The following is a 24,383-nucleotide window of genomic DNA, read 5'->3' as shown; positions in this document are numbered from 1 at the left end:
CGAAGCATATCGGCACAGTCCTCGTACTCGCTGCACAAGCTTAGTCGCGATCAGTCCTTACCCAGCCGACGCGCTTTCGCGCGAAAAAGCGACCATAGATCGGCAACTTCCACATCAAGTAAAATGGCAAGGCCGCCAGCGCTTGCGGCGTCAACCAGCGACGTCCTTCGAGCGCCCAATTGACCAGGACGCCCATCAGAGCCGCCAGCAGAGATGTGACGAGAACGGCAAATGGATACCAGTTGTCTACAGATATAGCTGCAGCGAGAAGAAACGCAGCAATCAGAGCAGATAGCACCACGAGCAACGCAAGCGGAGGAACGATTAGATGGAGACCAAGCAGAAAAACCTTGCGGTCCATGGCTCTGAAACCATGCTTCAACAAAGCAAACGCATGGTTTGCGGCCACAGACAGAAGCCCGTGCTCCCAGCGTGATCTTTGGCCGATAGTTGCTTGCTCACCAGCCGAGGCACTTAGAACCTGCGCCTGCTCGAGAAAAAGTGGGGTTTCGCCAGATTGAGCAAGTTCCACACTAAGCGCCAGGTCCTCGACAATGCTCCCGGTCGCAAGAGTAACGCGATCGAAAATGCTCCAAGGGAAGGCCATACCGGTACCCGTAAGGATAGCACCTCCACCAACGCGAGAGACGCCTCTCTGACGGACTACGTTCTTAATCCAGAAGGCAAAGTTAGAGATTTGCACTTTAGGTGATGCGGCATGGTCCGGAACGAAAACATAACGTGCCTGCACCGCTGATTGCGTAGCACAACTGTAGCGAGCGACGTCGGCGATTGAACGCGGATCAGAATGACAATCCGCATCGACAACAACCACACATTCTGGCGGCTTAGCTCGCAGGTGATCGCGGCCGAAGGCAAGCGCAAAACCCTTGCCTCGTTTCTCCAAGTTAAAACGCTCAAGCACCTCGAAACCGTGTTCGCGCGCGATCGCCGCAGTATCATCTGTGCAGTTATCCGCCACGACCAGTACCCTCACCGAAGGGCCGAGGATCGCGCCAAGCCGCGCGAGGGTTTGGCCGATGATCTTCGCCTCATCGTGGGCCGGGATAAGAATGCAGGTGTTTGGCAACTGCCCGTTTAATGTAATTGGCTTCGTTCTCCAGATACCGAGCCAGACCTCTACGGCCAAAACTAGTAACGGCAAGGCGGCTGCAGAGGCGAATAGCCACATAAGTGTAACTATCACTTCATTCATGAGCTTGGACTGCCTTGCTAAAGAGCTTGTTTAACTGCTCCCCATTGACCAATGAGTTGTGCAGCCGCGAGACACGTGAACGGCCAACCTCACCCATGAGATTGAGATACTCAGGCGACGCACCAAGAGCATCACGGATCGCTTCAACGAGCGCGCCGACAGACCCCGCAGAAACCAACCAACCGCAATCCTTGTTTACGAGTTCAGGCGTACCCGCAATTGCTGATACAATGACGGGTCTAGAAAGAGCCAACGCTTCCATTATTACAACTGGCAGCCCCTCAGCAAAACTCGGCAGTACCATGGCGCGTGCATCGAGGAGATGCTCAATTACCTCGCCCGATGACGCCACACCCACGAGTTTAACATCATCGCTTAGTCCGAGACTGTCGATAAGGCCTTCCACCTCAATCCGCATTTCGCCTTCGCCGACAATTGTAAGAGTGCAGGGTTCACCGGCCCTCTTGAGAACTGCGAGCGCTTCCAGGAGTAGCGGAATGCCTTTTTGGGCGCTTAGCCGCGCAACCGTGCAGATGTGTGGCACCTCCGGCACACTCGTGGCCCGAGGGCCTCGAAGAAAGCTGTCGTCAACTCCACAGCGGACGACTTCAATTTTCGACCAGTCGGAATAGGCACTCCAGCGCATCAGCTGACTTCGGCCGAAACTGCTTATTGCTACACAAAATGCACAATCAGCAACCTTGCCTTTCAGGTCCAGTTGGATGGGCGCATCGAACTCATCGGGGCCATGAACTGTGAAACTGTAAGTGACGCCGGACAAGATACTGGCCAGCCGGGCGACCATCGCCGAATTAGTGCCGAAATGCGCGTGCAGATGATCGATTGAATGCGACTTCACTTTGATCGCCAATGCGGCCCCTTCTACAAAATATGCTGTGCGCTTGATCATACTCGTCGCTCGCCGGTCATTTCCGGCGAAAGCAACCGCAAGCGCGCGCATGCTGCGAAGGGGGCACGTCACGAAAACCTTGATCGCGTCAATCATGAGGCGCGCAAACCCCATTTGTAGTAGCGCTTCTGTTTGCAACTGTTCTTCGCGATCTCGCTGGTCAGGAACTTCGGAGGCACTGACACGACGGATCGAAAAGCGGACAACCTCGGTGCCTTCTGCTTCAACAGCGTGAATCTCACGGCGTATGAAGCTGTGACTTGCCGTCGGATATCGATTCACCAGATAACCTATACGCAATTTCCACCCCGTGGTAAGTTTACGTGGGTCTACTATGTTTACCCATCAATGCAATGCTGCTGTTTGGAAGATGCCAGAAATTGAATCCCCAACGAGTGCCGCTTGCCCAAGGAGCCGAAGCCGGCGATTGATGTAGGCCTTGCGGAACGCTAGGCAATAAAGCTTATGAGATTCGATTAGGACAGAGCTTGTTGAGTGCAATGCTTTCTCAAACAGCACAAATGGTGGAGGATTTTTTGGAGCGCAATGCAACATCATCAGCTTTGGCAGCGTCGCTTTCCGACTGGGCATGGGGCGTCGAGTGAATGCCGTTGATTTTTCGGCCGCCGTCTCGGCTACAGAAGCCGACTGGGATAGAGAGCGTATTCGCGGCTTTTGGGATCCTGGACGAAAGCTGCTTCGTTCGATCCGAAAATACCAGGCTGCGAAGCACCGTGAAACAGCCTTCGCCAACCTAATTGCTAGATATTGGGCCCTGAATCACTGGTTTTGGTCACTTGTTACGCAGTCGGAGATTCATCTCAACTGTAGTATCGCGGGTGGATTGCTATTACCCCATCCAACTGGGATCATCATTCATCCAGCGTGTGAGATCGGGCCTAACTGCCTAATCTTCCATCAAGTCACGCTGGCAGGAGCAGTCAAGCTCGACGGCCATTGCGATATTGGAGCTGGTGCAAAGATTTTGGGTCCCGTGAGATTGGGCCGGCACGTTCAAGTGGGAGCGAATGCTGTTGTGCTCCAGGACGTAACGGACGGCAACATCGTCGTTGGCATCCCAGCTCGGCCGGTTTCATCTTGAGCCTCTTTCATTCAAGCCGGCTCGGCTGTGGGGCGCCTGGCGCCCGTTCTGGCACTTGCGGCGCAGCGCAAAAGCACGGAATCGCTGGCGTCTTTTTCACCGCCTTGGAAATCATGGGTTTTGAGGTTGAAGGACTGGGCTCGGGGTTTCAGGCAGCGTTACCGCACCGACCATATAGGCGCAGGTTTGAGAGCGAGAACGATGGTGCGCAGCAGATCGGCATCCGGACAGGCGAGGGCGAACACGACGCGGGTAGGGGTGGTGCTTTCCATCACACTGGCAGCGACCTTGAGCAGCCGCAGTTGCAGGGTTGGTGAAGTCAGCTGCGGTCCTCAGTTATTGGCATTGGCTGCTGGACGTGCCGCAGCAGCCAGTAGGCAGCGGTGTGCAGGACGAGGCGCAATCTCTGGGTGGCGTTCGCCGACCGGCACGATGTGCGGTCACCGGCAATCTGGGTCTTGTGCAACTTGATCAGGTTCTCGGCCTGCCCGCGCGCGCAGTAGAGCATGTCCTACATCTACTCGGCCTAATACTCGGCCTAACCTTTGGTCAGCGACGCGACGACGTAGCGAATATCGATGCCCAGCGCGCTAGCCTCGATGCGCGCCGCGATACGGCGCTGGCAGCTCTAGCTATTCGTCGTAGCGGGTGTCGGTATAGCTGTGCTGCACCACCGTGCCTTCCTCAGCGCGGGCGCCTCTGGCGTAGAGCGCCCGATATGCTGACCCAGACATGCGCTAAAGCTCCTCGGCAACTAATGCCGACGTCAATCGCAGCGATAGCTCTGTCCCCAAATCCTGTATAAGCACCTGTTTCACCGTGCTCACCGTCGTCCCCAACAAATAAACTTGGAGGCGAGGGTGAGCGAAGCATGATCAGAAACGTGTCGTTAAGAGAATCACCGCCGCGTCAGAACGTGGGGAAAGCGCTATATCGCATGCTATGGTTAAGCGCGCATTTAGTGGTCGCCGTGCCCTTGGTGACCAACAGCGCCACCGGAACGCATTGGCGGTAGCTCACTCCCAAAAGGCGTCCGATCAGTTTCATCCAGTAAACTGACACTGTCTCGGTACATTTGTCCTGATGGACCAAAAAAACGATCGGGCAGCTGAGCGCGTCCGCCCTCATCAAATCCACAGCTCCGTGCCTCCTGGACGCATCGCAAGATCGCTCGATTGGCGGATGGCTCCGCACCAAACATATAATCCCCGTGAAGCGTCGACATCGGGGGAGCATCTGCCATTGCGTCTGATGACAGATAAGGCTCGTTCCCTGTCTCATTGGTGTCGAAAAAGATTAGGAATTGCGGCGTTGGGAAACGATAAGGATGGCTTGCCGGGCAATCAACTTCATTACCAAGGCTTGGATAAGACACATGACTATTGACCTGATTTGCAAGATTTCCTGGCATGTCCCGGTGTGAAAGTATTGGATTTCCTGTAATCTGACCGTTGTCGGTCGCCACACACGAAGGGAATGTTATGTTCAACACCAATGCGCTAAAGCCATTGTGCGGAAAATTCTGTACTCTTATCAGGCCCTCGTCGAAATGAAGAGTGTCAGGGGATGCTAACATTTGCAATCCAAGAGGCACCTCTTGAACCATGCCATAATTCATAGATGGCGAGCCAAAGGTCTTGTAGTAGACGAAAATTTCTTCGGGCACTACGACCTGACCACCAGAATTGTACAGCGCGGGGATCCAACCGCCAACAGCATAATTGGTGCCGCCCTCGCATGAACTCAACCCAGTGGTAAGGATCGATTCTGAGGTAGTAAAAGCGTTGAGTGCGGTGTTGCCAAAGAACATGTGGAGATGAGCTTCTCCGGGTGCATCCGGGTAGATTATAGGATCGTCATACGAAAAATGACTTACCACGCAATAAATTCTATTGCCGTGGCCCGACCGCGTCGTTAACTCCCTAACTTGATAAGAGCTCACGTCAGCTGTACCGAAAGTAAAATCGAACCGCTCAGATTGAGTGGGAGTCGGAGTCGGAGTCGGAGTCGGAGTCGGAGTCGGAGTCGGAGTCGGAGTCGGAGTCGGAGTCGGAGTCGGCTGACCTCCAAGCGGAGGCGGCGCTTGGCCTGCTTCGTCACCACCACAACCTGCCAACGCTGCCCAAAAAAGCGCGACCGTGAGACCGCCCGCTTTGCGAAGATAAGTCATAAATACTTCCTTGCCTTGTGAACCATGCCAGCTTGAGAAACGCTTGCGTCTCTAACCTCACATGGCGAGGCGATGTTTTTAAATTTTGTTAGCTCGAAACTTACGAAGAATTGGTTACCAGATCCATAAGATGGGGCGTCACCGAAACGCTGCGCGAACACCAGTATCTTTTGGCGAACTCGAACCGACGCCCATGATTCGCCTCCAAGATCAACGGCGGAGGCCACTCACGGCGCATTTGCCCCTGAGAATCGGGCTCGCAAGTAGGATTGCGATGACTTGCCCTATTAGAGTGGTCCAACGGTTGAATCGGGGTTTTTTCGGTCGTGATCGCTCTAAAGGGATAGAGTGCTCTGCCCCCCCCTAAAAACTGGACCATCCGCAGTTAAAGGTTCCCACCGTATGTATCATTGGCTGGGCGAGGAGTTTCGGCATGAAGGAATCGAAGGTCACGGACGCGCAGAAAACGTTCGTCACCAATCAAGCCATGACGGGTCGCCGGTCGCTGAGATCTGCCGCAAGGCTGGGGTCGGCGAGGCGACCTATTTCAACTGAAAGACGCAGTACGCGGGACTGCTGCCATCAGAGATGCGGCAGCTGCGTGAGCTGCAAAATGAGAACAGCCGCCTGACCCGAGGGGCCGCGATCGTCGCGGACCTGACGCTCGATCGTGAGATGCAGCAGGACATCATTAAGCGGAGTCGAAGACGGCGGAGCGAAGCGTAGACAAAGCTCTGAGGCCGGATCGCAAGCGCGAGATCATCGACGCTGTTCGGCAGGACTGGCAGGTGATGATCCCCAGGGCGTGAGCCGCACTGCACTTTGATCGTTGGAGCTATCATTACAGTCTGGCCGGACCGATCGGGCCTGCCTGAAGAGGCGCGTAACGGAAAGCTGCGAGACGCACGACCGCTATGGCTAACGGCGGGTTTATTGCATCCTGCGCCGAGATGGCTGGGCCGTGAACATGAATAAGGCCTATGGCTTCACAGGGAGTTGGGCTGGCAGCTATGCAACAGGACGCCAAGGCGGTGGGGCAAGGCGAAGCTGCACGAGCATCGCGGGCTACCGATCCGGCCGAACGATGTGTGGGCAGTGGACTTTGTGCACGACTAGGTTCTGAACTCATAAATCTTGCGTATTTTGGGAGAGGCTGATTCAAGGTTTGCGGAAGGAGCCTTGGAGATGGCGCGTTTTGATTTGTCGGATGCCGAATGGGCGATCATCGAGCCTTTGTTGCCGAACCGTCCGCGCGGTGTGGCGCGAGTGGATGACCGGTGAGTGCTCAATGGGATCTTCTATGTGCTGCGAACCGGATCGCCGTGGCGCGATCTGCCCGAGCGCTACGGTCCGCACACCACGGTCTACAATCGTTTCAACCGGTGGGCGAAAGCGGGCGTGTGGCTGCGTGTATTCGAGGCGCTTGCGGCGCGAAGTCCGCGTTCGATGGCTTTGATCGACAGTTCGATCATCCGCGCGCATCAACACGCCGCGGGGGCAAAAAAGGGGGTCCGGATAACGCCATCGGTCGCTCTCGTGGCGGATTGAGCACCAAGATCAATGCGGTCGTCGACGAGCGCGGACTGCCCGTTCGCCTGATCCTCTCTCCCGGTCAGCAGCATGACAGTCGTGCAGCAGGTGCCTTGCTCGCCGATCTTAGGCCAGGTGCCGTTGTAATCGGGGATCGCGCGTACGACAGCAATGCCCTGCTCACGCTGGTCGCAGATGCCGGAGGGCAAACCTGCATTCCGACGCCCCGCTATCGCAAACAGCAGCGCGTGATCGACGTCGAGCTCTATCGTCAGCGCAATCTAGTCGAGCGCTTCTTCAATAAGCTCAAGCACTTCCGCCGCATCGCCACTCGATACGACAAACTCGCTAGCAACTTCCTCGCAGCCGTAGCCCTCGCAGCCATCCGGCTCTGGACCAGAAATTATGAGTCCACGACCTAGCCGGCGACGGGTCGCAGCTGCGCATCCTGACGGTGGTCGATACCTACTTCCGGCTATCGCCGGTGGTCGATCCGCGATTTAGCTACCGCGGCGCGGAAGTGGTCGCGGCTCTGGATCGGGCATGCAGGGACATCGGCCACCCCAAGACGATCAGGGTGGATAACGGTAGTGGAAGCGCAGCTTGCGAAGCACAATTTATCTCTCGGCATACGGATCCGTGGACTCAACAGCGCGGTGTCATTTTGGATTTCTCGCACTTGGTGAGCCCGCGGACAATGTGTTCATCGAGGCCTTCAAAAGCAAGCCGCGCAGCGAATGCCTGAACGCGCACTGGCTCCTGTCGCCGGAAAATACTTGCGAAAAATTGGACGCTTGGCGTAGACACTTCAACAAAGAGCGACCGCACAGCGCAATAGGGAATACCCCCCCGATCATGCTGGCGAAATCAGCTGGTTAAACCAGCCCACCGGATCTGAGCAAGGCGGAAACTCCAGATCCGAGTGGGCCCAAGGTTCAGTAGCCGTGCAGAACGGCAGAGGGCTCTACTCCTGGCCGGGGGAAACTTCGGGCTCAGACCAACCCCACCAAGAGACTCATCAGATAGACGCAACTATAATTGTTGCGTAACTTCCTCGCTTCTGTACCGTACTTAAGGAAGGAGATGGGTTGGTGAATGACTGAGAATGCCGCGATATTGATCGTTGCGCCGAATGCCTCCACTCGCTTCGGCGGGGAGGCAATCATTCCAGTCCATTATTTTCGTGTGTTGCGCGAGCGAGGCTTTCGCGTCAGCCTCTTGGCCCATGTGCGAAATCGAGAGGATCTGAAAGAGGCTCTCGGTCCTGATTGTGACGGCATTTTTTTTATCGAAGACACCATCTGGCATCGGCTGATTTGGCACATGGGGCGTATGTTCCCGCCCCGCATCTCGGAAGGTCTGTTCGCAACGTTGCTCAATATGATCAACGAAAACTACCAAAGGCGGTCCATACGTCGACTGGTGGCCGCCTCCAGAGCCGACATCATCCATCAGCCAATTCCAGTCTCCCCGATGATGCCCTCATCGCTTCAAGGGTTCGGAGTCCCGGTTGTGATCGGACCAATGAATGGCGGCATGACCTATCCCTCAGGGTGGGAGGCACTGGAGGGCACATCGGAGAGGTTTTTTGTTCGCCTTGCTCGGTTGCTTTCCCCAATATTGAATCGGCTTATCGCTGGGAAGAGCAAGGCAGCCGTCTTAGTGGTCGCGAATGAGAGGACGCGGGCAGCCCTCCCCATACACCACCCTAAGGTCGAATTGTTGGTTGAAAACGGAGTTGATTTGTCAACGTTTCGTTTGTTAAAAACCGCACCTCTAGCAAATAAGAACGGCTTCCGTCTCGTGTTCCTCGGTCGGTTAGTGGCGTGGAAAGCGGTCGACGTTACATTGGCGGCCTTGGCTGAGGGACGGGCGCGCGGCCTCGATCTAACGCTTGATATCTTGGGCGATGGACCCGAGCGCGAACGTCTTGAACGCTTGACGCGAGATCTCGAGCTTGAAGAATGTGTGCGATATCTCGGATTTCGCCCACAGCCGGAATGCGTGGAAATTCTTCAAGCTTCAGACGCGCTGATCCTGAATTCCGTATTTGAATGCGGGGGGGCGGTGGTGCTCGAAGCAATGAGTCTGGGCCTTCCGGTAATCGCGTCGGACTGGGGCGGCCCTGCGGACTATGTTACCGAATCGACTGGGATTTTGGTCGCGCCCGAGCCCCGTGTCACCTTTGCAGAGCGCTTGGCTGACGCTATCGAGAAACTTGCTGTCGATCCGGGTCTGTGTGCGCGGCTTGGAGAGGCTGGCCTCGCCCGGGTGCACGAGTATTTCGATTGGGAGCGCAAGGTTGATCGCATGCTTGAGATATATCAGGAGGCGTTATACTCGTCAGAGACCGCTCTGGCGCATATGAACCCGTAGATAATCTCAGCGACTTGGGCATCTGATGCAGCTCGAGGTCGTCCCGCGCGATACTCGTCAATCAGTCCCTCAATCTCAGCTTGCACGAATGCCGCCGCCATTTGCCGACCGCATGCCCATGAACACCAAGGTGTTCAGCAACTTGCTTGCTCTGGAGCCCGCCGGCACACAGGAAAACCATCTGGCAGCGATCCAACAGCGAGCGCGGCGCCTCTTGGCGGCGAACTTCAGCCTCAAGAAAGTGTCGATTTCGACGCTCAGCACGACCAGATCCGCCTGCTTGCCCGCGATCATCGCTCCTCCCGTTCTTCGAGGAGCAGCCCTTCAATGATATTTACACCGGTTCTGGTAGACTAAAGAGAACCTCGATAAAACGGTGTATCGACTAATTCAACTCCGATTGGGTCATCGAACAAATCCAAGAATCGCCGCGGTGAGTTCGTACGTCGAAGAAGGTAGAAGCTGCTGACAGCCAATCTCGGCATCATGTTCGCGACCAAGCGAGCAATTTTGGGTCCGAAAGGATAGAAGTTTGATCCACCCACTCGTTCGACCTTCAAACTACCTGCAGCCTCGAAAAACTTACGCAGGCCAGGCACAGTGAACCCCCTCACATGCGGGCCAAGCACGTGGATGGCTGCTGGTTGCTGACCTGCCAACAAGAGCAAACGGTTGTGGAGCGATCCCAAGTTCGGTACGCCGATAATTGCCGCTCCATCCGGCCTGAGCACACGCTCGATTTCAGACGTCAGCCAAAAAATCTCTTTCAAGTGTTCGTAGACCTGATTACAGATAATTAGATCGATCGACTCAGATTCAAACGGGAAAACCGATTTTTCTATATCGATTTCTGAAACACTAACATCATTTTGCTTCAGGAATTCAATTGAGACCGGAAAAGTTTCGATTGCTTGGAGGCTCGCTCCTGGAAGCTGTTCGCGGATGGTCAAAATATCTTCACCGCGTCCCGCACCGATGTCTAAGATCACCGGTGCGTCCCGAGATCGGCAAACCTCGATACTCCAATCTCGAATCAAATGACGCCCGTGTGATTCCCCGGCAGAGAGTCCTTTGAAAGACTTTAACAAATTATACAAAAGCGTTCCTTTGGTACGGGCAGCATGCAAAGCGCTGAACTCGAAGATTCTGATTTCCTACAGGGCAAGGTGTAAATGCTATCGCATCCGGAGATCAATGAGCTTTTTCATGACAACAAAATGATGTGCTCGCGCGGTGTGGACTTGGGCTTCTCCCACCATGGCAAGCTCGGACCCGAAAGTGGTTCAAGTGGATGCGTCGAACAACCGGTTTTTTGCGGTATTTAGTGTAGCATGAGGGGTCTGATGGCGGCCCGTGTAAAGCGAGGGTTTGCTTTTCGGCCTGATTTTCTAGTTTTCTTTGGAGTGGTGCGCCGTTCAGGGCGCCGTTTTCGTGTTAGGCGGGCGCATTTCGCCACTCGAGCCAAGCGAGCCGCTCGAAGTTATAGGCGAGATTAGCCACCCCCAATCTTGATTCGGGCACGGGCGAGACCGATGGTGCGGATGAAAATCCCTATTCGGTGCTTCTCACCTGCGGACAAGTGTGCTCTGCCACCTGAAAACTGGACCATTCGCGGCTAGAGTTTTCCGCTGTAGACGTCCTTGGCTGGGCGAGGAGTTACGGCATGAAGGCTTCGAAGTTCACGGACGCTCAGAAGGCGTTCGTCATCAAGCAGGGCGAGGAAGGAACGCCGGTCGCTGAAATCTGCCGCAAGGCAGTGCACAGCCAGGCGACCTACTTCAACTGGAAGAAGAAATACGCGGGGCTGATGCCATCGGAGATGCGGCGGCTGCGTGAGCTGGAGGACGAGAACAGCCGGCTCAAGAAGATCGTCGCGGACCTGACGCTCGACCGCGAGATGCTGCAGGATGTTATCAAGCGGAGTCGAAGACGGCGGAGCGAAGCGTAGACAAAGCTTTAAGGCCGGATCGCAAGCGCGAGTTTATCGACGCTGTTCGGCAGGAGTGGCAGGTGACGATCCGCAGAGCGTGTGCCGCGCTGCACTTCGATCGATCCACTTACCACTACCAGTCCCGCCGAACCGATCCGGCCTTTCTGAAGAAGCGGATCAAGGAGATCTGCGAGACGCATGTCCGCTATGGCTATCGGCGGGTCTATTACATCCTTCGGCGGGATGGTTGGCATGTGATCCTGAAGAAGGTCTATCGGCTTTACAGGGAGTTGGGGCTGCAACTGCGCAACAAGACCCCCAAGCGGCGGGTCAAGGCGAAGCTGCGCGAGGATCGCGCGCCAGCAATCCGGCCGAATGATGTCTGGGCGATGGACTTCGTTCACGACCAGCTGGCAACGGGACGCAAGCTGCGCATCCTGACGGTGATCGATACCTACTCCCGGCTATCGCCCGTGGTCGATCCGCGGTTCAGCTATCGCGGTGAGGATGTGGTCGCGACGCTGGAAATGGCTTGCCGGAAGATCGGCTATCCCAGGACGATCAGGGTGGACAATGGCAGCGGAAGCGCAGCTGTGCGAAGCACAATTTATCTCTCGGGACATGGATCTGTGGGCTTACCAGCGCGGTGTGATCCTCGACTTCTCCCGCCCTGGCAAGCCCACAGACAATGCGTTCATCGAAGCATTCAACAGCAAGCTGCGCAGCGAGTGCCTGAACGCTCACTGGTTCCTGAACCTGCAAGACGCTTGCGAAAAGCTGGAGGCCTGGCGTAGACGCTACAACGAAGAGCGACCGCATAGCACGATCGGGAATATCCCCCCGATCATGCTGGCAAACTCAGCCGGTGAGACCAGCCTACCGGACCTGAGCAAGGCGGAAAACTCTAGACCCGAGTGGTCCGACGTTGGGTAGCAGTGCACTAGGCGGTCTGCTCGGGCAGCGGCCTACGCTGCTTGCAATTCTGGTGGATGGCACTCTTCAGCATGCCGCGCTCGCGGAACGCCTCGCTTTTCTTCGACCGATAGGCCGTGTCCGCCCGCAAGCCCGAGCCTGTGTTCCGCTTACTGATAAACTGAGGCAGCCGCGCCCCTTTTTTGGCATTGGCCGCACTGGCATCCCAGGTGCGGATCAGCTCGCGAGCCCGGTCGATGCCGATGTGGTTCTTGTAGTCAAACATTGGGAGGCAAGATCGACCGGCTTGAACGCCTTGGGATAGGAGCCCTCCTTCGTAAGCGATGTCCCGTTCCCACCTTGCGCGGTTGATAGGAAGCGCCGAGTTTCCGCTCCCTGATTGTTGAGGGGCGTTGGTGCTATGACGATGTCATGTGATGATGCTGGCACTAGCGGTGTTCAGCGTTTCGAGGTCTTCACCGGCGTTGGCAAGCGCCGGGACTGGCCGCCGGAGGTCAAGGCCTCGATCGTTGCGGAGAGCTACTCGGGCAGAGAGAGCGTGAGCGCAGTGGCGCGCCGTCACAGCGTCTCGGTATCTCAGCTCTTTACCTGGCGCCGCCTGATGCGCAAGCAGATGGAGGAGCGCGGCATCGCACTGCCTGTGGCATCCCGGCAGGCTCCCGCATTCGTGCCGGCGGTGATCGCGCCCGACGATACGCCGGAGCCTGCGCCTGACCCTGTCAGATCACGTCGCCGTCGGCGGGCCGAGCCCGCGGCGATCGAGCTGGAGATCGGCGGCGCGCTGGTCAGGATCGGCAGCAGTGCTGATGCTGATACGATCACCGCAGTAATCACCGCCCTTCGAGCATAACGATGATTGGCCCTGCACCCGGCGCAAAGGTGATGGTGGCAACCCGTCCGGTGGATTTTCGCAAAGGAGCGGACTCGCTCGCGGCGTTGGTGGCGGCCGAGTATGGCGGCAAGCCCTATTCCGGCGTGATCTATGTGTTCCGCGCCAAGCGCGCTGATAGGATCAAGCTCATCTGGTGGGATGGAACAGGCCTGTGCCTAATGGCCAAGAAGCTGGAGCAAGGCGCGTTCAAGTGGCCCCGGATCCAAGAGGGCGTGATGCGGCTGACCCCTGCCCAACTGGGTGCTTTGCTCGAGGGTCTGGACTGGCGCCGCGTCCATGGCGGACGCCGTCCGATCGCGCCCCAGATTGCTGCTTGACGGGGTGCGCACAGACTGATTCAACCTACACATGCTGATGGAAGCGGACCTTCCCGATGACGTCGATGCGCTGCGCGCGCTCGTCCTCGAACAGGCCCGCGCACTGGCCGATCTCAGCGATGTGTCGCGCGACAATCAGGATGAGAAAGCGCGACAATCAAGATGAGAATCCGGTGTGGGGGAACCGGCGCAGGGCGTAGCCCGTAGCCGGTTCCCCCACACCGGGGCGCCCTTTGCTGGGCTGCCGAGATGATCGCGGTGTCAGGTATGGTTGGGTTTTCCTTCTGCGGAGGACCTGCCGTGTGCCTGGCCGTCACATAACCGATCATCAGATGAGGCTGTTCATGACATTGAGGAAAGATCACTCGGTAGCGCAGGCTGCGGTGAAGGCCGGGATGAGTCCCGCGACGGGCTATCGGCTGTTGCAGGATCCGCAGCGGCCGTTGCAGACGAAAGCGCCGCGCGGGCGGCGGCGTCCCGATCCGCTGGCAGGATACTTTGACGAGGAGGTCGTGCCGTTGCTGGAAGCAGCGCCCGGGCTTCGTCCGATCGCGATCTTCGAGGAGCTGCGCCGCCGGCATGGCAGCCTGCCGTTTGCGCGCCGGACGCTCGAGCGACGGATCAGGGCCTGGCGTGCGCTGCATGGGCCCGAACGCGAGGTCATCTTCCGGCAGTTGCATGAGCCTGGCAGACTTGGCCTGTCGGACTTTACCGATATGGGCGATTTTGATGTCACGGTCGCCGGCGTGCCGCTTGAGCACATGCTCTATCACTTCCGGCTGACCTATGGCGGGTTCGAGCACTGCCATGTGATCCTGGGCGGCGAGAGCTTTGTTGCCTTGGCCGAGGGGCTGCAGAATGCCTTGTGGTCAGCGGGCGGCGCACCGCGGCTTCACCGGACGGACAGCCTGTCGGCGGCGTTCCGCAATCTTGCTGCTGATGCCCGGGCTGATCTGACCACGCGATATGATGCGCTGTGCCAGCATTACGGGATGGAGCCGACCCGCAACAACACAGGGGTGGCCCATGAGAACGGTTCGATCGAGAGCTCTCATGGCCATATCAAGGCTGCGGTGAGGGATGCCTTGCTGCTGAGGGGAAGCAGCGACTTTGCCGATCTGGCGGCGTATCGCTGCTTCATCGATGAGGTCGTGACCGCGCGCAACCGGCGTCATGCTCCCTCGATCGATGCCGAGCGCCGCACCTTGCAGCCGCTGCCTGACACGCGCACGAGTGATTACGAGGAGGTGCTGGTCGCGGTCACCTCATCGGGCGGCTTCACCTTGCGCAAGGTGTTCTACACCGTGCCCTCGCGGCTGATCGGACACAAGCTGCGCGCGCGGCTTTACGATGACCGGATCGACCTGTTCCTGGGCGGCACCCAGCTGATGACCCTGGTGCGCGGCCGCGCTGGCGACAATGGCAAGCATGGTCATATCGTCGATTACCGGCATGTGATCCACTCGCTCAGGCGCAAGCCGATGGCGCTCATGGGGCTGGTCTATCGCGACAGCCTGTTCCCCCGCGAAGCCTACCGGCGGATGTTCGAGCATCTGCTGGAGCAAGAAGGCGAGCGCTCGGCTTGCAGGATCACCGTTGATCTGCTGGCCATGGCGCACGAGCGGGCCTGCGAGGCTGAACTTGCCGGACTGCTCGAAGCCGATCTTGCCGCGCGACGATGCCCTGACATCGGCGCCCTGCGAAGCCGGTTCTCCCCCGATCCCGCTCAGCTGCCCGCGGTCACGGTCAAGCTCGGCGGGCTTGCATCCTATGACAGCCTGATCGGATGGGGAGAGGCGGCATGAGCACAGGTCCGATGATCGATGCCCAGCGCCTCAGCCTGATGCTGAACGAGCTGCGCTTGCCGGCAATCAAGCATATCTGGGGCGACTTTGCCGCGCGCGCAGACAAGGAAGGCTGGCCTGCGGCCCGGCTTCTGGCCGCGCTCGCCGAGCATGAGATCGCCGAACGGGATCGGCGGCGGACCGAGCGGCATCTGGCCGAAGCCAAGCTCCCTGCCGGAAAGACCCTCGATACCTTCGCGTTCGATGCCGTGCCAATGGTCTCCAAGGCGCAGGTCATGGCGATGTGCGCCGGCGACGGATGGCTCGAGCAGGGTGCCAACCTCATCCTGTTCGGCCCTCCTGGTGGCGGCAAGACCCATCTGGCCGCTGCCATCGGCCTCGCGCTGGTCGAGAATGGTTGGCGCGTCCTGTTCACGCGCACGTCCGATCTGGTGCAGCGGCTCCAGATCGCCCGGCGCGAACTGGCGCTCGAATCCGCGCTGGCAAAGCTCGACAAGTATCATCTGCTGGTGCTCGACGACTTCGCTTACGTCAGCCGGGACCAGGCCGAAACCTCGGTCCTGTTCGAACTGATCAGCGCCCGCTACGAACGTCGCTCGCTGCTGATCACCGCCAACCAGCCCTTCGGCGACTGGAACAGTGTCTTCCCGGATCCGGCCATGACGCTCGCCGCGGTGGATCGTCTGGTCCATCACGCAACAATCTTCGAGATGAACGTCGAAAGCTACCGGCGACGAACCGCCGAAGCGCGTCGCTCAGGCCCAGGCCGACCAGCGACCTACACGACGCCCAAGGTCCTCGAAGCCGTCCGCGACAATCAGGACGACAAATAGCCCTTGCCAGCGACAATCAGAATGCGCACAAACTGTCGCGCCGCGACAATCAACTTCTCATCCTGATCGTCGCGCAACTCTCACCTTGAATGTCGCGCTACAGCGATGCCAAGAACAAGGCCGATGCCCGGATTGATCGCCTGCAGGCGATCATCGAAGCGTTCCAACGGCACCGTTTTGGCCGCAAGTCCGAGCAGCTCGATCCCGATCAGTTCGAGCTGGCGCTGGAGGATATCGAGACCGCGCTCGGCAGCGCGCAGGCTGCACGTGATGCCGCGGTGCCCAAGGCCAGGGGCGAACGCCCACGCAAGACCAACCGCGGTGCGCTGCCAGCGCATCTCGAACGGATCGAGCAGATCGTCGATGTCGAGGAAGTTGATGGTCTTCGGGCATGCCCCTGCTGCGGCGGTGCTCTCCACCAGATCGGCGAGGATGTAGCCGAACGCCTCGATGTCGTTCCCACCACCTTCCGCGTGCTGGTCACTCGCCGTCCGCGCTATGGCTGCCGCTCATGCGAGAGCGCGGTCGTGCAGGCTCCAGCCCCGTCCCGGATCGTCGAAGGCGGCATCCCCACAGAGGCGCTGATCGCACAGGTGCTGGTATCCAAGTATGCCGATCACCTGCCGCTCTACCGGCAGGCGCAGATCTATGCCCGGCAAGGCATCCAGTTAGACCGCTCCACCCTTGCAGACTGGGTCGGACGTGCGGCTTGGTATCTGCGCCCCTTGCGCGATCACATCCTCGAGCGATTGCGACGATCCGAGCGATTGTTCGCCGACGAGACCACCGCGCCTGTGCTCGATCCCGGGCGCAAGCGAACGAAGACCGGCCAGATCTGGGCCTATGCCTGCGACGACCGACCTTGGGGCGGTAGTGATCCGCCGATGGTGGCCTATGTCTATGCCGCCGATCGCAAGACCGAGCGACCCGAAGCGCATCTCCAGGGCTTTGCGGGCATCCTGCAGGTCGACGGCTACGGCGCCTATGCCGCGCTTGCCCGGCGTCATCAGCAGATCCGCCTCGCGTTCTGCTGGGCGCATGTGCGCCGCAAGTTCTACGAGCTGGCCGAGAGCTCGCCGGTGGCCGCCGACGTGCTGCGCCGCATTGCCTCGCTCTACGCCATCGAGGACGAGATCCGCGGCCTGTCTGCTGCCGAGCGTCGTGACGCTCGCGACCAGCGCAGCCGTCCGATCGTCGACGACCTGCACAAGTTTCTCGAAGCACGCGGCCGACAGGTCAGCGCCAAGAGCCGTCTGGGCGAGGCGATCCGCTACACGCTTCCGCGCTGGGACGGTCTCATCCGCTTCCTTGACGATGGCCGCATCGATCTCGACAACAACGCCGTCGAACGCGCCATCCGTCCCCTCGCTCTCAACCGCAAGAACGCCCTGTTCGCAGGCTCCGACGAGGGCGGCGACAACTGGGCGGTGATCGCCACGCTCATCGAAAACTGCAAACTCACCGGCATCAACCCGCACACCTGGCTAACCGCGACGCTCACCAGCCTCGCCAATGGTCACCCGGCATCGCGCATCGACGAGCTCCTGCCACACGCTAACGTGGGCTGAGAACACCGCTTACCCTCCTTCACCTTGGCTTTGCTGTACTTCGGGCTCCAGCCCGCATCGCGATCCTTCTGGCAGAGCTTGGCGGGATTCTCGTTCCAACGCTGCGGGGTCTTGCTCTCGTTGATCGCTGCCTGTTCGTCTTCAATATTGCGCTGCTTAGGCGCAGGAACCAACGTTACATCGACCATCTGTCCAGCCATCCGCAGGTAGCCGCGATCGGTCAGCGCCGCGTCGAAGTGCGCGGAGAGCGTGTCGATTGCCTTGGCCTACACCAGCCTCTCCTGAGAGAGGAGGCGACTGGCCTTCCAGAGGAAGGCTCTAAAGTCGAGCCGAACCTAGGCGGCATAAAGCACCCTACCATTGAGCCTAGCCCTAGGAACCGCTGGGACGAGAGCCGATCCTTGATCTGGAATTCGGTCGCCTCGTCAGACAGCGAGTAAAGCAACTGCAGCACCAGCACCTTAAAATCATCACCGAGTCGAACGGTAATCAGCCGTCTTTGCTACGGGCGCCCCCCCCCCGCAGCGCTGCCAACAGCAGCCCGCGGAACACTTCGTAATCCACCACCGCCGCCAATCACTCCAGCGGATCGCCCGCCGCACTTAACGCCGCATAACGGTCCGACACATCAAAGAAGCCGGCTGGCCCACCATCATTTCCTCCGCTCAATGCAAAGACATTGAACTAGGGCGGGCGCTCAAATTCTATCAGCTTTTCGAGCTACCCAAATGATTTGAAGCGTTTGCTTTGCCTTGCTTGATCTGTCTTTTGTGGAATTGCGGCTAAAGTCCCCGCTAAGAGCCACGTAAGAGGAGTAAGCGAAGAGTTGGGCAATAGATCTAAAAGATTAACGACCATTATAAGAGATAAAGCGGCACTAGCCGCGCTCAAAGGTGAACCCCTCCACCATGTCCTCAACATCGGCAGGCACAGAAGCCCGAAAGTAGAAATATAACCAATCCAGCCGCTATTTCCGATAACGATAACCCAAGTCCCATCGGTTATACTCAGATCCTTGCCAGTGTCTTCATCGTAAATCCGGTTTCGACCATATCCGCCCCAACCGAACAAGAAGCGTTGACCCGCGCGCTCGAGAAGACTATTCTCATTGTCAATTCTTGTCTGAAAAGAGGAGGCGCGCTCGGAGTTCGCAGCGGCCACTTGATCGGCCAAGGCCTGTACTGGCACCACATCCGCTCCGCGCATCATCGGATACACCAATACGGTAATCGCTATCAATGCGCAGATGAGTCGGATAGCTTCCCGTCGCATGAAGAGTGCCACAGGTAGCGCTGCGATGGTGAGAATTAGCGCCCCTAGCGACTTGCAAAGAACCATGATGCCCATAAGGTATGCCAGCCAAAACCATGCAGAAACGCCCAATATTTGGCCTCGTTGCCGCGCGATGTAGGCCGCGGCGATAATCGTCATGCTGGTTAAGATAGCGACCAACAATCCGTGGCCCAGAAAAACGACCGGTCTGAACCCTCCGTCCCGCATTTGCTGACCGAAGCTATGTGGAAAGAAACCATAGATCCACGTATGTAATTGCGGACTCAATCGGATTTCGATCAGCATTAAAAGGCTGTAGCAAAGCATCGCCGCGACTAAGGCCCGCAAGAGATAATCGTGTGACCGGTCAGTCTGGAGCATGTTGTATCCCAGCAGGAAAGGAATGAGGTCGACACCGTTGTAGGCAGCTGCAGAAAACGCGTCGTAAGGCTTCAATCCCGGAAGCATTACGCTGCCGAACACTAGAGGATCAGGGTTAGTCAGGACGGTAAGCATGGGCGACAAGACGTAAAGGGCCATCAGGCCCATTAACCACCATTTGCGAGGCAACCGTAGTACGACGGGCCCCACGAATAGGAGCGCCCCGATCAAAGCTGCAATGCTCGGGATAGAGGTCTTATCGAGCGCTGGGATCCCAGAAATATCAAATCTCGTATTGACTGGCAATACTAGGTACCCTCCCAGCAGTGACCAAATTAACGCGTGGGCTGGCCGCAGTTTTGCGAATAGTGCCAGGGTCACGGCTGGCCAAATGATCAACATGGCATAGGCGATCGTATTAGGCATTGATCGGAATCATTCCATGATTGTGCGTGCTGCGTGCAGATAACAGGCAGATTGCAAATTCACTCAAGTATTCTGTCTATTATCAGTCGTCAGAACATTTGGCACAGCTCGCAGCGTAGATCAGCGGAGTGTGGGCCTCGTTTGGATTTGAGGTTTAGGCGGCGAGCTTGCAGTGTTGCAAGCGCCGATATTCGAGTGTCTGTCGTTTGATCCTTTCTCTTCGCTTGATGATTGCTGTCGCCCTGCCGAAGTAGGCGTCGGCGAGTGGGAAGTTGTCGAGGCTTCGTGGTAGCGATGCTCGACGAAGACCTCGATCTGGTTCTGAAGATCGGTAAGACCGTATGTCCACCTTGGTGTTTGAGGTGGTTCGCCCTAAACTGTGTCTCCGAAGGTTGCTCAAGACGGGCTAGCCGATCCTCATCACAGGTTGTCGACCAATGGAATGCGATGCGACAGTAGGAAGTGGGTTCAATGCGCCGCTTCTGCGCCTCGCTCAACAACCACAATTCGGAGACCAACAGCACCTACCTGATGCTGCCATTGAATTATTCAATTTCTTCAAGTGAAAGCGATTTAATGGGTCCTGAGCCCAATTTACCAGCATTCCATGGACGTTGAGCTTCGGTCATAATCCACTGGCAAGAAAAGCCGTCAAGCCATCCCTATGCACGAGTACAGCCCCGGCACTGAGCACGAAAGCCCCGCTGATAATAACACCGTCGTGCATGGGGTCCCAACACTTATGTTTTCGCGCAAGTACGATAGATCCAACATGTGCTGCAAGCAGCGCAAACCCCTGCCCGATCAAGGCACCCGCAACACCGAAAATCGCGGCACCAACCCAGAGGAAGATGGTCTGCAGCACAGCTCGCACAGCTACGACGATGAAAAAGCCACGGGAATCACCATACGCAAGCGCAGCCTGATCGTATACCTTGCTCGCCAGGCCCATCATCTGGGCACAGGCGATCAGGACCACGATCAGACCAGCGGACGCGTAACGCGGATCATAGAGCAACTCGATTATGACCGTTCCACCGAACGCAAACAGGCCTAGCAGTGCTAGGCCCCCGCAAGACAGCAGCAGGCGCAGGCGGTGGACAACGCGCGCGTCATTGCTGCTCGTGGCTGGGCTCGCCTCGCGATAGAGAGGAATCAACACCTTGCTTTGTACGACATCGGTCAGCTGCGCAGCGAAAATGCCCATGAAATACCCAATATTGTAGATGCCGAGGGCCGCAAGCGAGAGGTATGCACCTAGCACCGCTTTGTCGCCTTGTAGAACGACGAAACCTGATATTGAGCTCAGGAAAATCCACCTACCGAACGTGAGTATCTCGGAGGCATCCTCGCGGTTGATGCGAAACTTGTCGACATGGCCGTCAAGGAAAGCATGTAACAGCCCGACACGCGCTGCAGCCCCAAGGATTGTACCGAATACGAGCGCCCAAACCGACTGAAGCCACCATGCCAAAACAATTACCAGCGCGATGCTGATGGCTTGGCTTCCGAGATCGAGCAGCGTCACGCGCGTAACTCTGAGGTGTCTGAGATATGTCTCGTATCGCGTCGGAGCTAATCCGGCGATCAGCAGCGAAATGCCAGTAACGGGCAGGAGCTGAGCCAGCAAAGGCTCATCATAAAGCCTTGCGACCGGCGGCGCGATAGCGATTGTAAGTAGCCACAGAAACACGCCCCGCAGGACTTGAAGCGACCACACCGTATTCAGGAATCGGGGCATATCGCCGCGCTCGTGGCGCATAATCGACGGGCTGGTCCCCGCGTCAGATAGCATATGGAGCCCGGTGATGAACACTGTCACCAAAGCCATCAGACCGAACGCTTCGGGAAAAAGAAGTCTCGACAGGGCGAGATTTGACACTAAGCGCAACGCTTGCGAAGCACCGTTACCGATGGCGATGCTCGCGGAGCTTCTCACCACGCGGACCCCGATGCCGTCACCATTTTTCAAGCGTTCGAGAAGAGTGCGGTTTGCTGCGTTTGCCATTTGCCCCCGGGATGGTTTCCGACAAAACCATAGCCTTATGATCATTTGGATACAATCTATCCGCCCCACGTTAGCACCTTCACCTATCGCTCAGGCGCCTCTTCGTGCTTTCCTCAGCAAGCTGGACACCCTCTTGGCATGACGTTATTTCCGGAAGGGAACCTTCGATTTCTTTGCGGCGGTCGATTGTAATTCATTCGCAATTGTTAAGGCCAAGGGTTATCGGGATAACAGATGCCGAAGCGTTCTCTTACCAACCGGATACGGCGACGAGTCATGCGCCACGTTCTTTTCGCCGAAACGAGTAAGGGCTCGCATTTCATGACGAGCCGGGCGCGGCCCAAGGCATCCGTCGAATTAGGGCTGGGCGCAGATTCTTCGCCAAGATACTCCCTTCAGCCCGCTGTGCGGCCTGAAAAAGCAGCCATCGTCCTACAAGGGCCGATCTGGTCTGCAGAGAATTTCTCGCTTGAAACCGTGCGCATCTATCGCCGCCATATGCCAGATTGCAGGCTAGTCCTTTCGACTTGGAAAGACGCACCTCAGACAGATTTGGACCGGATTGCCAAAGAGGGCGTCGACATCGTTCTCAACGATAAGCCGGCCACTCCCGGCCCCTATAACGTGAACATGCAAATAGTCAGCTCTTCCGGCGGAATGCGGAGGGCGGCGGAGTTGGGCGTGGAATGGGTTATCAAGTCGCGCACCGACCAGCGATTGTATCAACCCACAATTATGAGCAGCCTGATCTCGCTGGCGCAGCTCTTCCCGCCGCTGGGAGCGGCGGCTACAACACAAAAATACCGGGTGTTTGGCATGGCTGGAGGGACCTTCAAGTTCGCACCCTATCATTTGAGCGACCAGACGGTCTTTGGTCATATCGACGATATGCTTTCATACTGGTCTCCGCCTTTGCGCGAAAGTCCCTTACCCGAGGATTTTCCGACCGATCCGTTGCGCCTATTTTTGGAGGTGCCCATCGGCAAATTTTGCCGCTACGCCGCGGCCGAGACCTATTTTGCAAGTCAGTTCCTTCTGCGGCAAGGGCGTTCCTTGGAATGGACCATTTCCGACAGTTGGGCGGCGCTCAGAGATCATTTTGGTGTGGTAGACCAGATGTCGTCTGACATCTATTGGGTCAAGGGGCAGCACTACACGATGCGCGACGTGATGGGGAGCTACGCGGCGCTATCCAACATCGGGGAGTTGGGCTTTCTTGAATGGGTGCAGCTTGTGGCGGGTGCGTTGTCGCCTGAGACGGCCGGCGCATACGAGCGAGTGCTGGATGAATGCATAACGCCCTTCGATCCAGGGTATCCGTGATGCTCCGTCGGCCGGAAATGCGCACAAGCAATGCGATGAACCGCAGAGCTGCGCGGCTCAGGATTGCCCGAGACCTCGACCGCATAGATAACACGGAGTTTGAAGTGAAAAGGGGCAACATTTTGGCCCACCGTGGTCTTTGGAGCGATCCTGCCGACAAGAACAGCCGAGATGCCCTGGTCGCAGCGCTTGATCTCGGGTTTGGGATCGAGACCGATCTACGGGACTCGGAAGGATTACTTTGGATCTCCCACGATCCGGTCATAGCAGAGGATGGCGCCATCCGTGCGGCTCAATTCTTTGAGGATTGCGCAGTTGAGAACCGGAACGGAAGGCTGGCCCTGAACATAAAAGCAGACGGCCTTCAGCACATGATTGGCGATGCAATCGAAGCGGCCCGTATCCCGATGGAAAGCCTGTTCGCATTCGATATGTCGACACCGGATGCACTCGGATACATCCGTCGCGGATTTCCTGTTTATTCTCGGGCAAGCGAGTACGAATCTGATCAACCGTTCGCCGATGTCACGCACGGGGTATGGGTGGACAATTTCACCGGCAGCTTTCCACAGGTGCAGAAGGCCATAGAACTGCTGGATTCAGGGCATCGGGTCGCGATGGTGTCACCCGAGTTGCATGGTCGTCCTCACGAAGCATTATGGCAGGAAATCTTGCGGAACGGCCTTCATTTATGTGCGGGCTTCGAGCTTTGTACGGATTTTCCAAACGAAGCGTATGGTATTTTTGGGGCGGACTAAAATGATCAAGGCAATCCTGTTCGACATGGACGGCGTTCTGATTGAAGCCAAGGACTGGCATTACGAAGCTCTCAACCGTGCACTGGGTCATTTCGGCTTTACGATTAGCCGTGAAAGTCATCTGTCTACATTCGACGGGCTGCCGACCCGGGCCAAACTGAAAATGCTTTCCAAGTCTCGTGGCCTTCCTGTGGGGCTTCATGATTTTCTCAATGAACTGAAGCAGAACTATACGCTCGAATTCAGCAACTTGCGCTGCAAACCAGTTTTCAATCACCAATACGCGCTAACACGATTAAAGGCGGACGGGTATCTGACAGCCGTTTGTTCCAACTCGGTTCGCCAATCGGTGGAAGAGATGATGCGGCTGTCTGATCTCAAAGGCCATCTCGACCTGTTGATGTCCAATGAGGATGTAACCAATGGTAAACCAGATCCTGAGATGTACGTGGTCGCGATGGAACGGCTCAGTGTTCGACCCGAAGAATGCTTGATCCTCGAGGATAACGACCACGGCATTGAGGCGGCAATTGCCAGCGGCGGGCATCTGATGAAGATCGGAGTGCCAGATGACGTGACCTACCGTGCGATCAAGGCGCGCATTCACGAAATAGACGGTAGGTGAGGAAATCC

General features: G+C 57.4%; 19 protein-coding genes and 8 pseudogenes. 14 read left to right on the top strand and 13 right to left on the bottom strand.

What is annotated here, in order from left to right:
• Positions 1–40: 40 nt before the first annotated feature.
• Entirely contained in the window at positions 41–1,216 is a 1,176-nt protein-coding gene (locus Ga0102493_RS02200) for a glycosyltransferase family 2 protein (protein WP_081845710.1), read from the bottom strand.
• Positions 1,209–2,426 carry a glycosyltransferase family 4 protein gene (locus Ga0102493_RS02195; protein ID WP_034905270.1) on the bottom strand — a complete coding sequence of 406 codons (1,218 nt, stop codon included), beginning with the start codon at positions 2,424–2,426 and terminating at the stop codon, positions 1,209–1,211. The genes Ga0102493_RS02200 and Ga0102493_RS02195 overlap by 8 nt, the downstream gene beginning before the upstream one ends.
• A 301-nt stretch (positions 2,427–2,727) precedes the next feature.
• Between Ga0102493_RS02195 and Ga0102493_RS15610 the strand changes: the two genes are divergently transcribed.
• Entirely contained in the window at positions 2,728–3,228 is a 501-nt protein-coding gene (locus Ga0102493_RS15610; RefSeq protein WP_199796945.1) for a serine O-acetyltransferase, read from the top strand.
• A gap of 158 nt (positions 3,229–3,386) precedes the next feature.
• Here Ga0102493_RS15610 and Ga0102493_RS16335 read toward each other — a convergent pair.
• A pseudogene (locus Ga0102493_RS16335) lies at positions 3,387–3,853 on the bottom strand (transposase); the annotation flags it as partial.
• A 333-nt stretch (positions 3,854–4,186) separates the two neighbouring features.
• Entirely contained in the window at positions 4,187–5,038 is an 852-nt protein-coding gene (locus Ga0102493_RS15605) for a DUF1996 domain-containing protein (RefSeq protein WP_081845707.1), read from the bottom strand.
• A gap of 1,545 nt (positions 5,039–6,583) precedes the next feature.
• On the opposite strand from Ga0102493_RS15605, the pseudogene Ga0102493_RS02170 reads away from it, so the two are divergent.
• From Ga0102493_RS02170 to Ga0102493_RS02165, 3 genes and pseudogenes are all read left to right on the top strand, one after another.
• Positions 6,584–7,350, top strand: a pseudogene (locus tag Ga0102493_RS02170) (IS5 family transposase).
• Between the two features lie 217 nt (positions 7,351–7,567).
• Entirely contained in the window at positions 7,568–7,807 is a 240-nt protein-coding gene (locus Ga0102493_RS16585) for an integrase core domain-containing protein (protein WP_161782494.1), read from the top strand.
• Positions 7,808–8,023: 216 nt separating this feature from the next.
• Positions 8,024–9,304, top strand: a complete 1,281-nt coding sequence (locus Ga0102493_RS02165) for a glycosyltransferase family 4 protein (protein WP_034906974.1) — start codon at positions 8,024–8,026, stop codon at positions 9,302–9,304.
• A gap of 75 nt (positions 9,305–9,379) precedes the next feature.
• Here the strand turns inward: Ga0102493_RS02165 and Ga0102493_RS02160 are convergent, their stop codons facing one another.
• From Ga0102493_RS02160 to Ga0102493_RS15880, 3 genes and pseudogenes are all read right to left on the bottom strand, one after another.
• A complete protein-coding gene (locus Ga0102493_RS02160) occupies positions 9,380–9,598 on the bottom strand; it encodes a hypothetical protein (protein ID WP_034906976.1) in 219 nt (72 codons plus the stop codon).
• Positions 9,599–9,657: 59 nt separating this feature from the next.
• Positions 9,658–10,293 carry a class I SAM-dependent methyltransferase gene (locus tag Ga0102493_RS15595; protein ID WP_161490029.1) on the bottom strand — a complete coding sequence of 212 codons (636 nt, stop codon included), beginning with the start codon at positions 10,291–10,293 and terminating at the stop codon, positions 9,658–9,660.
• Positions 10,294–10,738: 445 nt separating this feature from the next.
• Positions 10,739–10,886 (bottom strand): annotated as a pseudogene (locus Ga0102493_RS15880) (IS5/IS1182 family transposase); the annotation flags it as partial.
• An 81-nt stretch (positions 10,887–10,967) separates the two neighbouring features.
• Here Ga0102493_RS15880 and Ga0102493_RS02150 point away from each other — a divergent pair.
• A pseudogene (locus Ga0102493_RS02150) lies at positions 10,968–12,167 on the top strand (IS3 family transposase).
• Between the two features lie 10 nt (positions 12,168–12,177).
• On the opposite strand, the pseudogene Ga0102493_RS02145 reads toward Ga0102493_RS02150, so the two are convergent.
• A pseudogene (locus Ga0102493_RS02145) lies at positions 12,178–12,482 on the bottom strand (IS5/IS1182 family transposase); the annotation flags it as partial.
• A gap of 85 nt (positions 12,483–12,567) precedes the next feature.
• Between Ga0102493_RS02145 and tnpA the strand changes: the two are divergent.
• The 6 genes from tnpA (at position 12,568) to tnpC (ending at position 17,582) form a co-directional block, all read left to right on the top strand.
• Positions 12,568–13,017, top strand: a complete 450-nt coding sequence (gene tnpA / locus Ga0102493_RS16580; RefSeq protein WP_034905943.1) for an IS66-like element accessory protein TnpA — start codon at positions 12,568–12,570, stop codon at positions 13,015–13,017.
• A 2-nt stretch (positions 13,018–13,019) separates the two neighbouring features.
• Positions 13,020–13,376 (top strand): IS66 family insertion sequence element accessory protein TnpB, encoded by a 357-nt coding sequence (gene tnpB, locus Ga0102493_RS02135; RefSeq protein ID WP_069297434.1) that lies wholly within the window; start codon positions 13,020–13,022, stop codon positions 13,374–13,376.
• Positions 13,377–13,407: 31 nt separating this feature from the next.
• Entirely contained in the window at positions 13,408–13,542 is a 135-nt protein-coding gene (locus Ga0102493_RS16445) for a hypothetical protein (RefSeq protein WP_257784822.1), read from the top strand.
• A gap of 136 nt (positions 13,543–13,678) precedes the next feature.
• Positions 13,679–15,181: an IS21 family transposase gene (gene istA, locus Ga0102493_RS02130; protein ID WP_034901634.1), complete on the top strand. Its 1,503-nt coding sequence runs from the start codon at positions 13,679–13,681 to the stop codon at positions 15,179–15,181.
• Complete coding sequence (gene istB / locus Ga0102493_RS02125) at positions 15,178–16,014, top strand: IS21-like element helper ATPase IstB (RefSeq protein WP_034901636.1); 837 nt, start codon at positions 15,178–15,180, stop codon at positions 16,012–16,014. Before istA ends, istB begins: the two co-directional genes overlap by 4 nt.
• Positions 16,015–16,103: 89 nt before the next feature.
• On the top strand, positions 16,104–17,582 hold the full coding sequence (gene tnpC, locus Ga0102493_RS02120; RefSeq protein ID WP_034901639.1) for an IS66 family transposase: 1,479 nt from the start codon (positions 16,104–16,106) through the stop codon (positions 17,580–17,582).
• 11 nt (positions 17,583–17,593) lie between these two features.
• Here tnpC and Ga0102493_RS16575 read toward each other — a convergent pair.
• The 5 genes and pseudogenes from Ga0102493_RS16575 to Ga0102493_RS02110 form a co-directional block, all read right to left on the bottom strand.
• Positions 17,594–17,872, bottom strand: a pseudogene (locus Ga0102493_RS16575) (IS5/IS1182 family transposase); the annotation flags it as partial.
• A 74-nt stretch (positions 17,873–17,946) separates the two neighbouring features.
• A pseudogene (locus tag Ga0102493_RS16570) lies at positions 17,947–18,251 on the bottom strand (transposase); the annotation flags it as partial.
• A 51-nt stretch (positions 18,252–18,302) separates the two neighbouring features.
• Entirely contained in the window at positions 18,303–19,661 is a 1,359-nt protein-coding gene (locus Ga0102493_RS02115; protein ID WP_034901642.1) for a hypothetical protein, read from the bottom strand.
• A 154-nt stretch (positions 19,662–19,815) separates the two neighbouring features.
• Positions 19,816–19,991, bottom strand: a pseudogene (locus Ga0102493_RS15875) (IS3 family transposase); the annotation flags it as partial.
• 295 nt (positions 19,992–20,286) lie between these two features.
• Entirely contained in the window at positions 20,287–21,669 is a 1,383-nt protein-coding gene (locus Ga0102493_RS02110; protein ID WP_069297433.1) for an oligosaccharide flippase family protein, read from the bottom strand.
• A 276-nt stretch (positions 21,670–21,945) separates the two neighbouring features.
• On the opposite strand from Ga0102493_RS02110, the gene Ga0102493_RS02105 reads away from it, so the two are divergent.
• Genes Ga0102493_RS02105 through Ga0102493_RS02095 form a run of 3 tightly spaced genes read left to right on the top strand, consistent with a single transcriptional unit; the run spans position 21,946 to position 24,375 of the window.
• A complete protein-coding gene (locus Ga0102493_RS02105) occupies positions 21,946–22,992 on the top strand; it encodes a WavE lipopolysaccharide synthesis family protein (RefSeq protein WP_161490028.1) in 1,047 nt (348 codons plus the stop codon).
• A gap of 35 nt (positions 22,993–23,027) precedes the next feature.
• Positions 23,028–23,750, top strand: a complete 723-nt coding sequence (locus Ga0102493_RS02100; protein ID WP_083228513.1) for a PI-PLC domain-containing protein — start codon at positions 23,028–23,030, stop codon at positions 23,748–23,750.
• A 1-nt stretch (position 23,751) separates the two neighbouring features.
• A complete protein-coding gene (locus Ga0102493_RS02095; protein WP_034901646.1) occupies positions 23,752–24,375 on the top strand; it encodes an HAD family hydrolase in 624 nt (207 codons plus the stop codon).
• The last annotated feature ends 8 nt before the right edge of the window (positions 24,376–24,383 follow it).

This window comes from Erythrobacter litoralis, assembly GCF_001719165.1.
Lineage (GTDB): Bacteria > Pseudomonadota > Alphaproteobacteria > Sphingomonadales > Sphingomonadaceae > Erythrobacter > Erythrobacter litoralis.
The sequence above is the reverse complement of the archived record's forward strand: the minus strand, read 5'-3'. Positions and strand labels throughout refer to the sequence as shown.

Coding starts and splice junctions, on each gene's coding strand:
- tnpA (WP_034905943.1), top strand. CDS start 12,568: ATGACGATGTCATGTGATGATGCTGGCACTAGCGGTGTTCAGCGTTTC.
- Ga0102493_RS15605 (WP_081845707.1), bottom strand. CDS start 5,038: ATGTTCTTTGGCAACACCGCACTCAACGCTTTTACTACCTCAGAATCG.
- Ga0102493_RS02115 (WP_034901642.1), bottom strand. CDS start 19,661: ATGCCTAATACGATCGCCTATGCCATGTTGATCATTTGGCCAGCCGTG.
- istB (WP_034901636.1), top strand. CDS start 15,178: ATGAGCACAGGTCCGATGATCGATGCCCAGCGCCTCAGCCTGATGCTG.
- Ga0102493_RS02105 (WP_161490028.1), top strand. CDS start 21,946: ATGCGCCACGTTCTTTTCGCCGAAACGAGTAAGGGCTCGCATTTCATG.
- tnpC (WP_034901639.1), top strand. CDS start 16,104: ATGTCGCGCTACAGCGATGCCAAGAACAAGGCCGATGCCCGGATTGAT.
- Ga0102493_RS02095 (WP_034901646.1), top strand. CDS start 23,752: ATGATCAAGGCAATCCTGTTCGACATGGACGGCGTTCTGATTGAAGCC.
- Ga0102493_RS02110 (WP_069297433.1), bottom strand. CDS start 21,669: ATGGCAAACGCAGCAAACCGCACTCTTCTCGAACGCTTGAAAAATGGT.
- Ga0102493_RS02160 (WP_034906976.1), bottom strand. CDS start 9,598: ATGATCGCGGGCAAGCAGGCGGATCTGGTCGTGCTGAGCGTCGAAATC.
- Ga0102493_RS16445 (WP_257784822.1), top strand. CDS start 13,408: ATGCTGATGGAAGCGGACCTTCCCGATGACGTCGATGCGCTGCGCGCG.
- Ga0102493_RS02165 (WP_034906974.1), top strand. CDS start 8,024: ATGACTGAGAATGCCGCGATATTGATCGTTGCGCCGAATGCCTCCACT.
- Ga0102493_RS02100 (WP_083228513.1), top strand. CDS start 23,028: ATGAACCGCAGAGCTGCGCGGCTCAGGATTGCCCGAGACCTCGACCGC.
- tnpB (WP_069297434.1), top strand. CDS start 13,020: ATGATTGGCCCTGCACCCGGCGCAAAGGTGATGGTGGCAACCCGTCCG.
- Ga0102493_RS02200 (WP_081845710.1), bottom strand. CDS start 1,216: ATGAATGAAGTGATAGTTACACTTATGTGGCTATTCGCCTCTGCAGCC.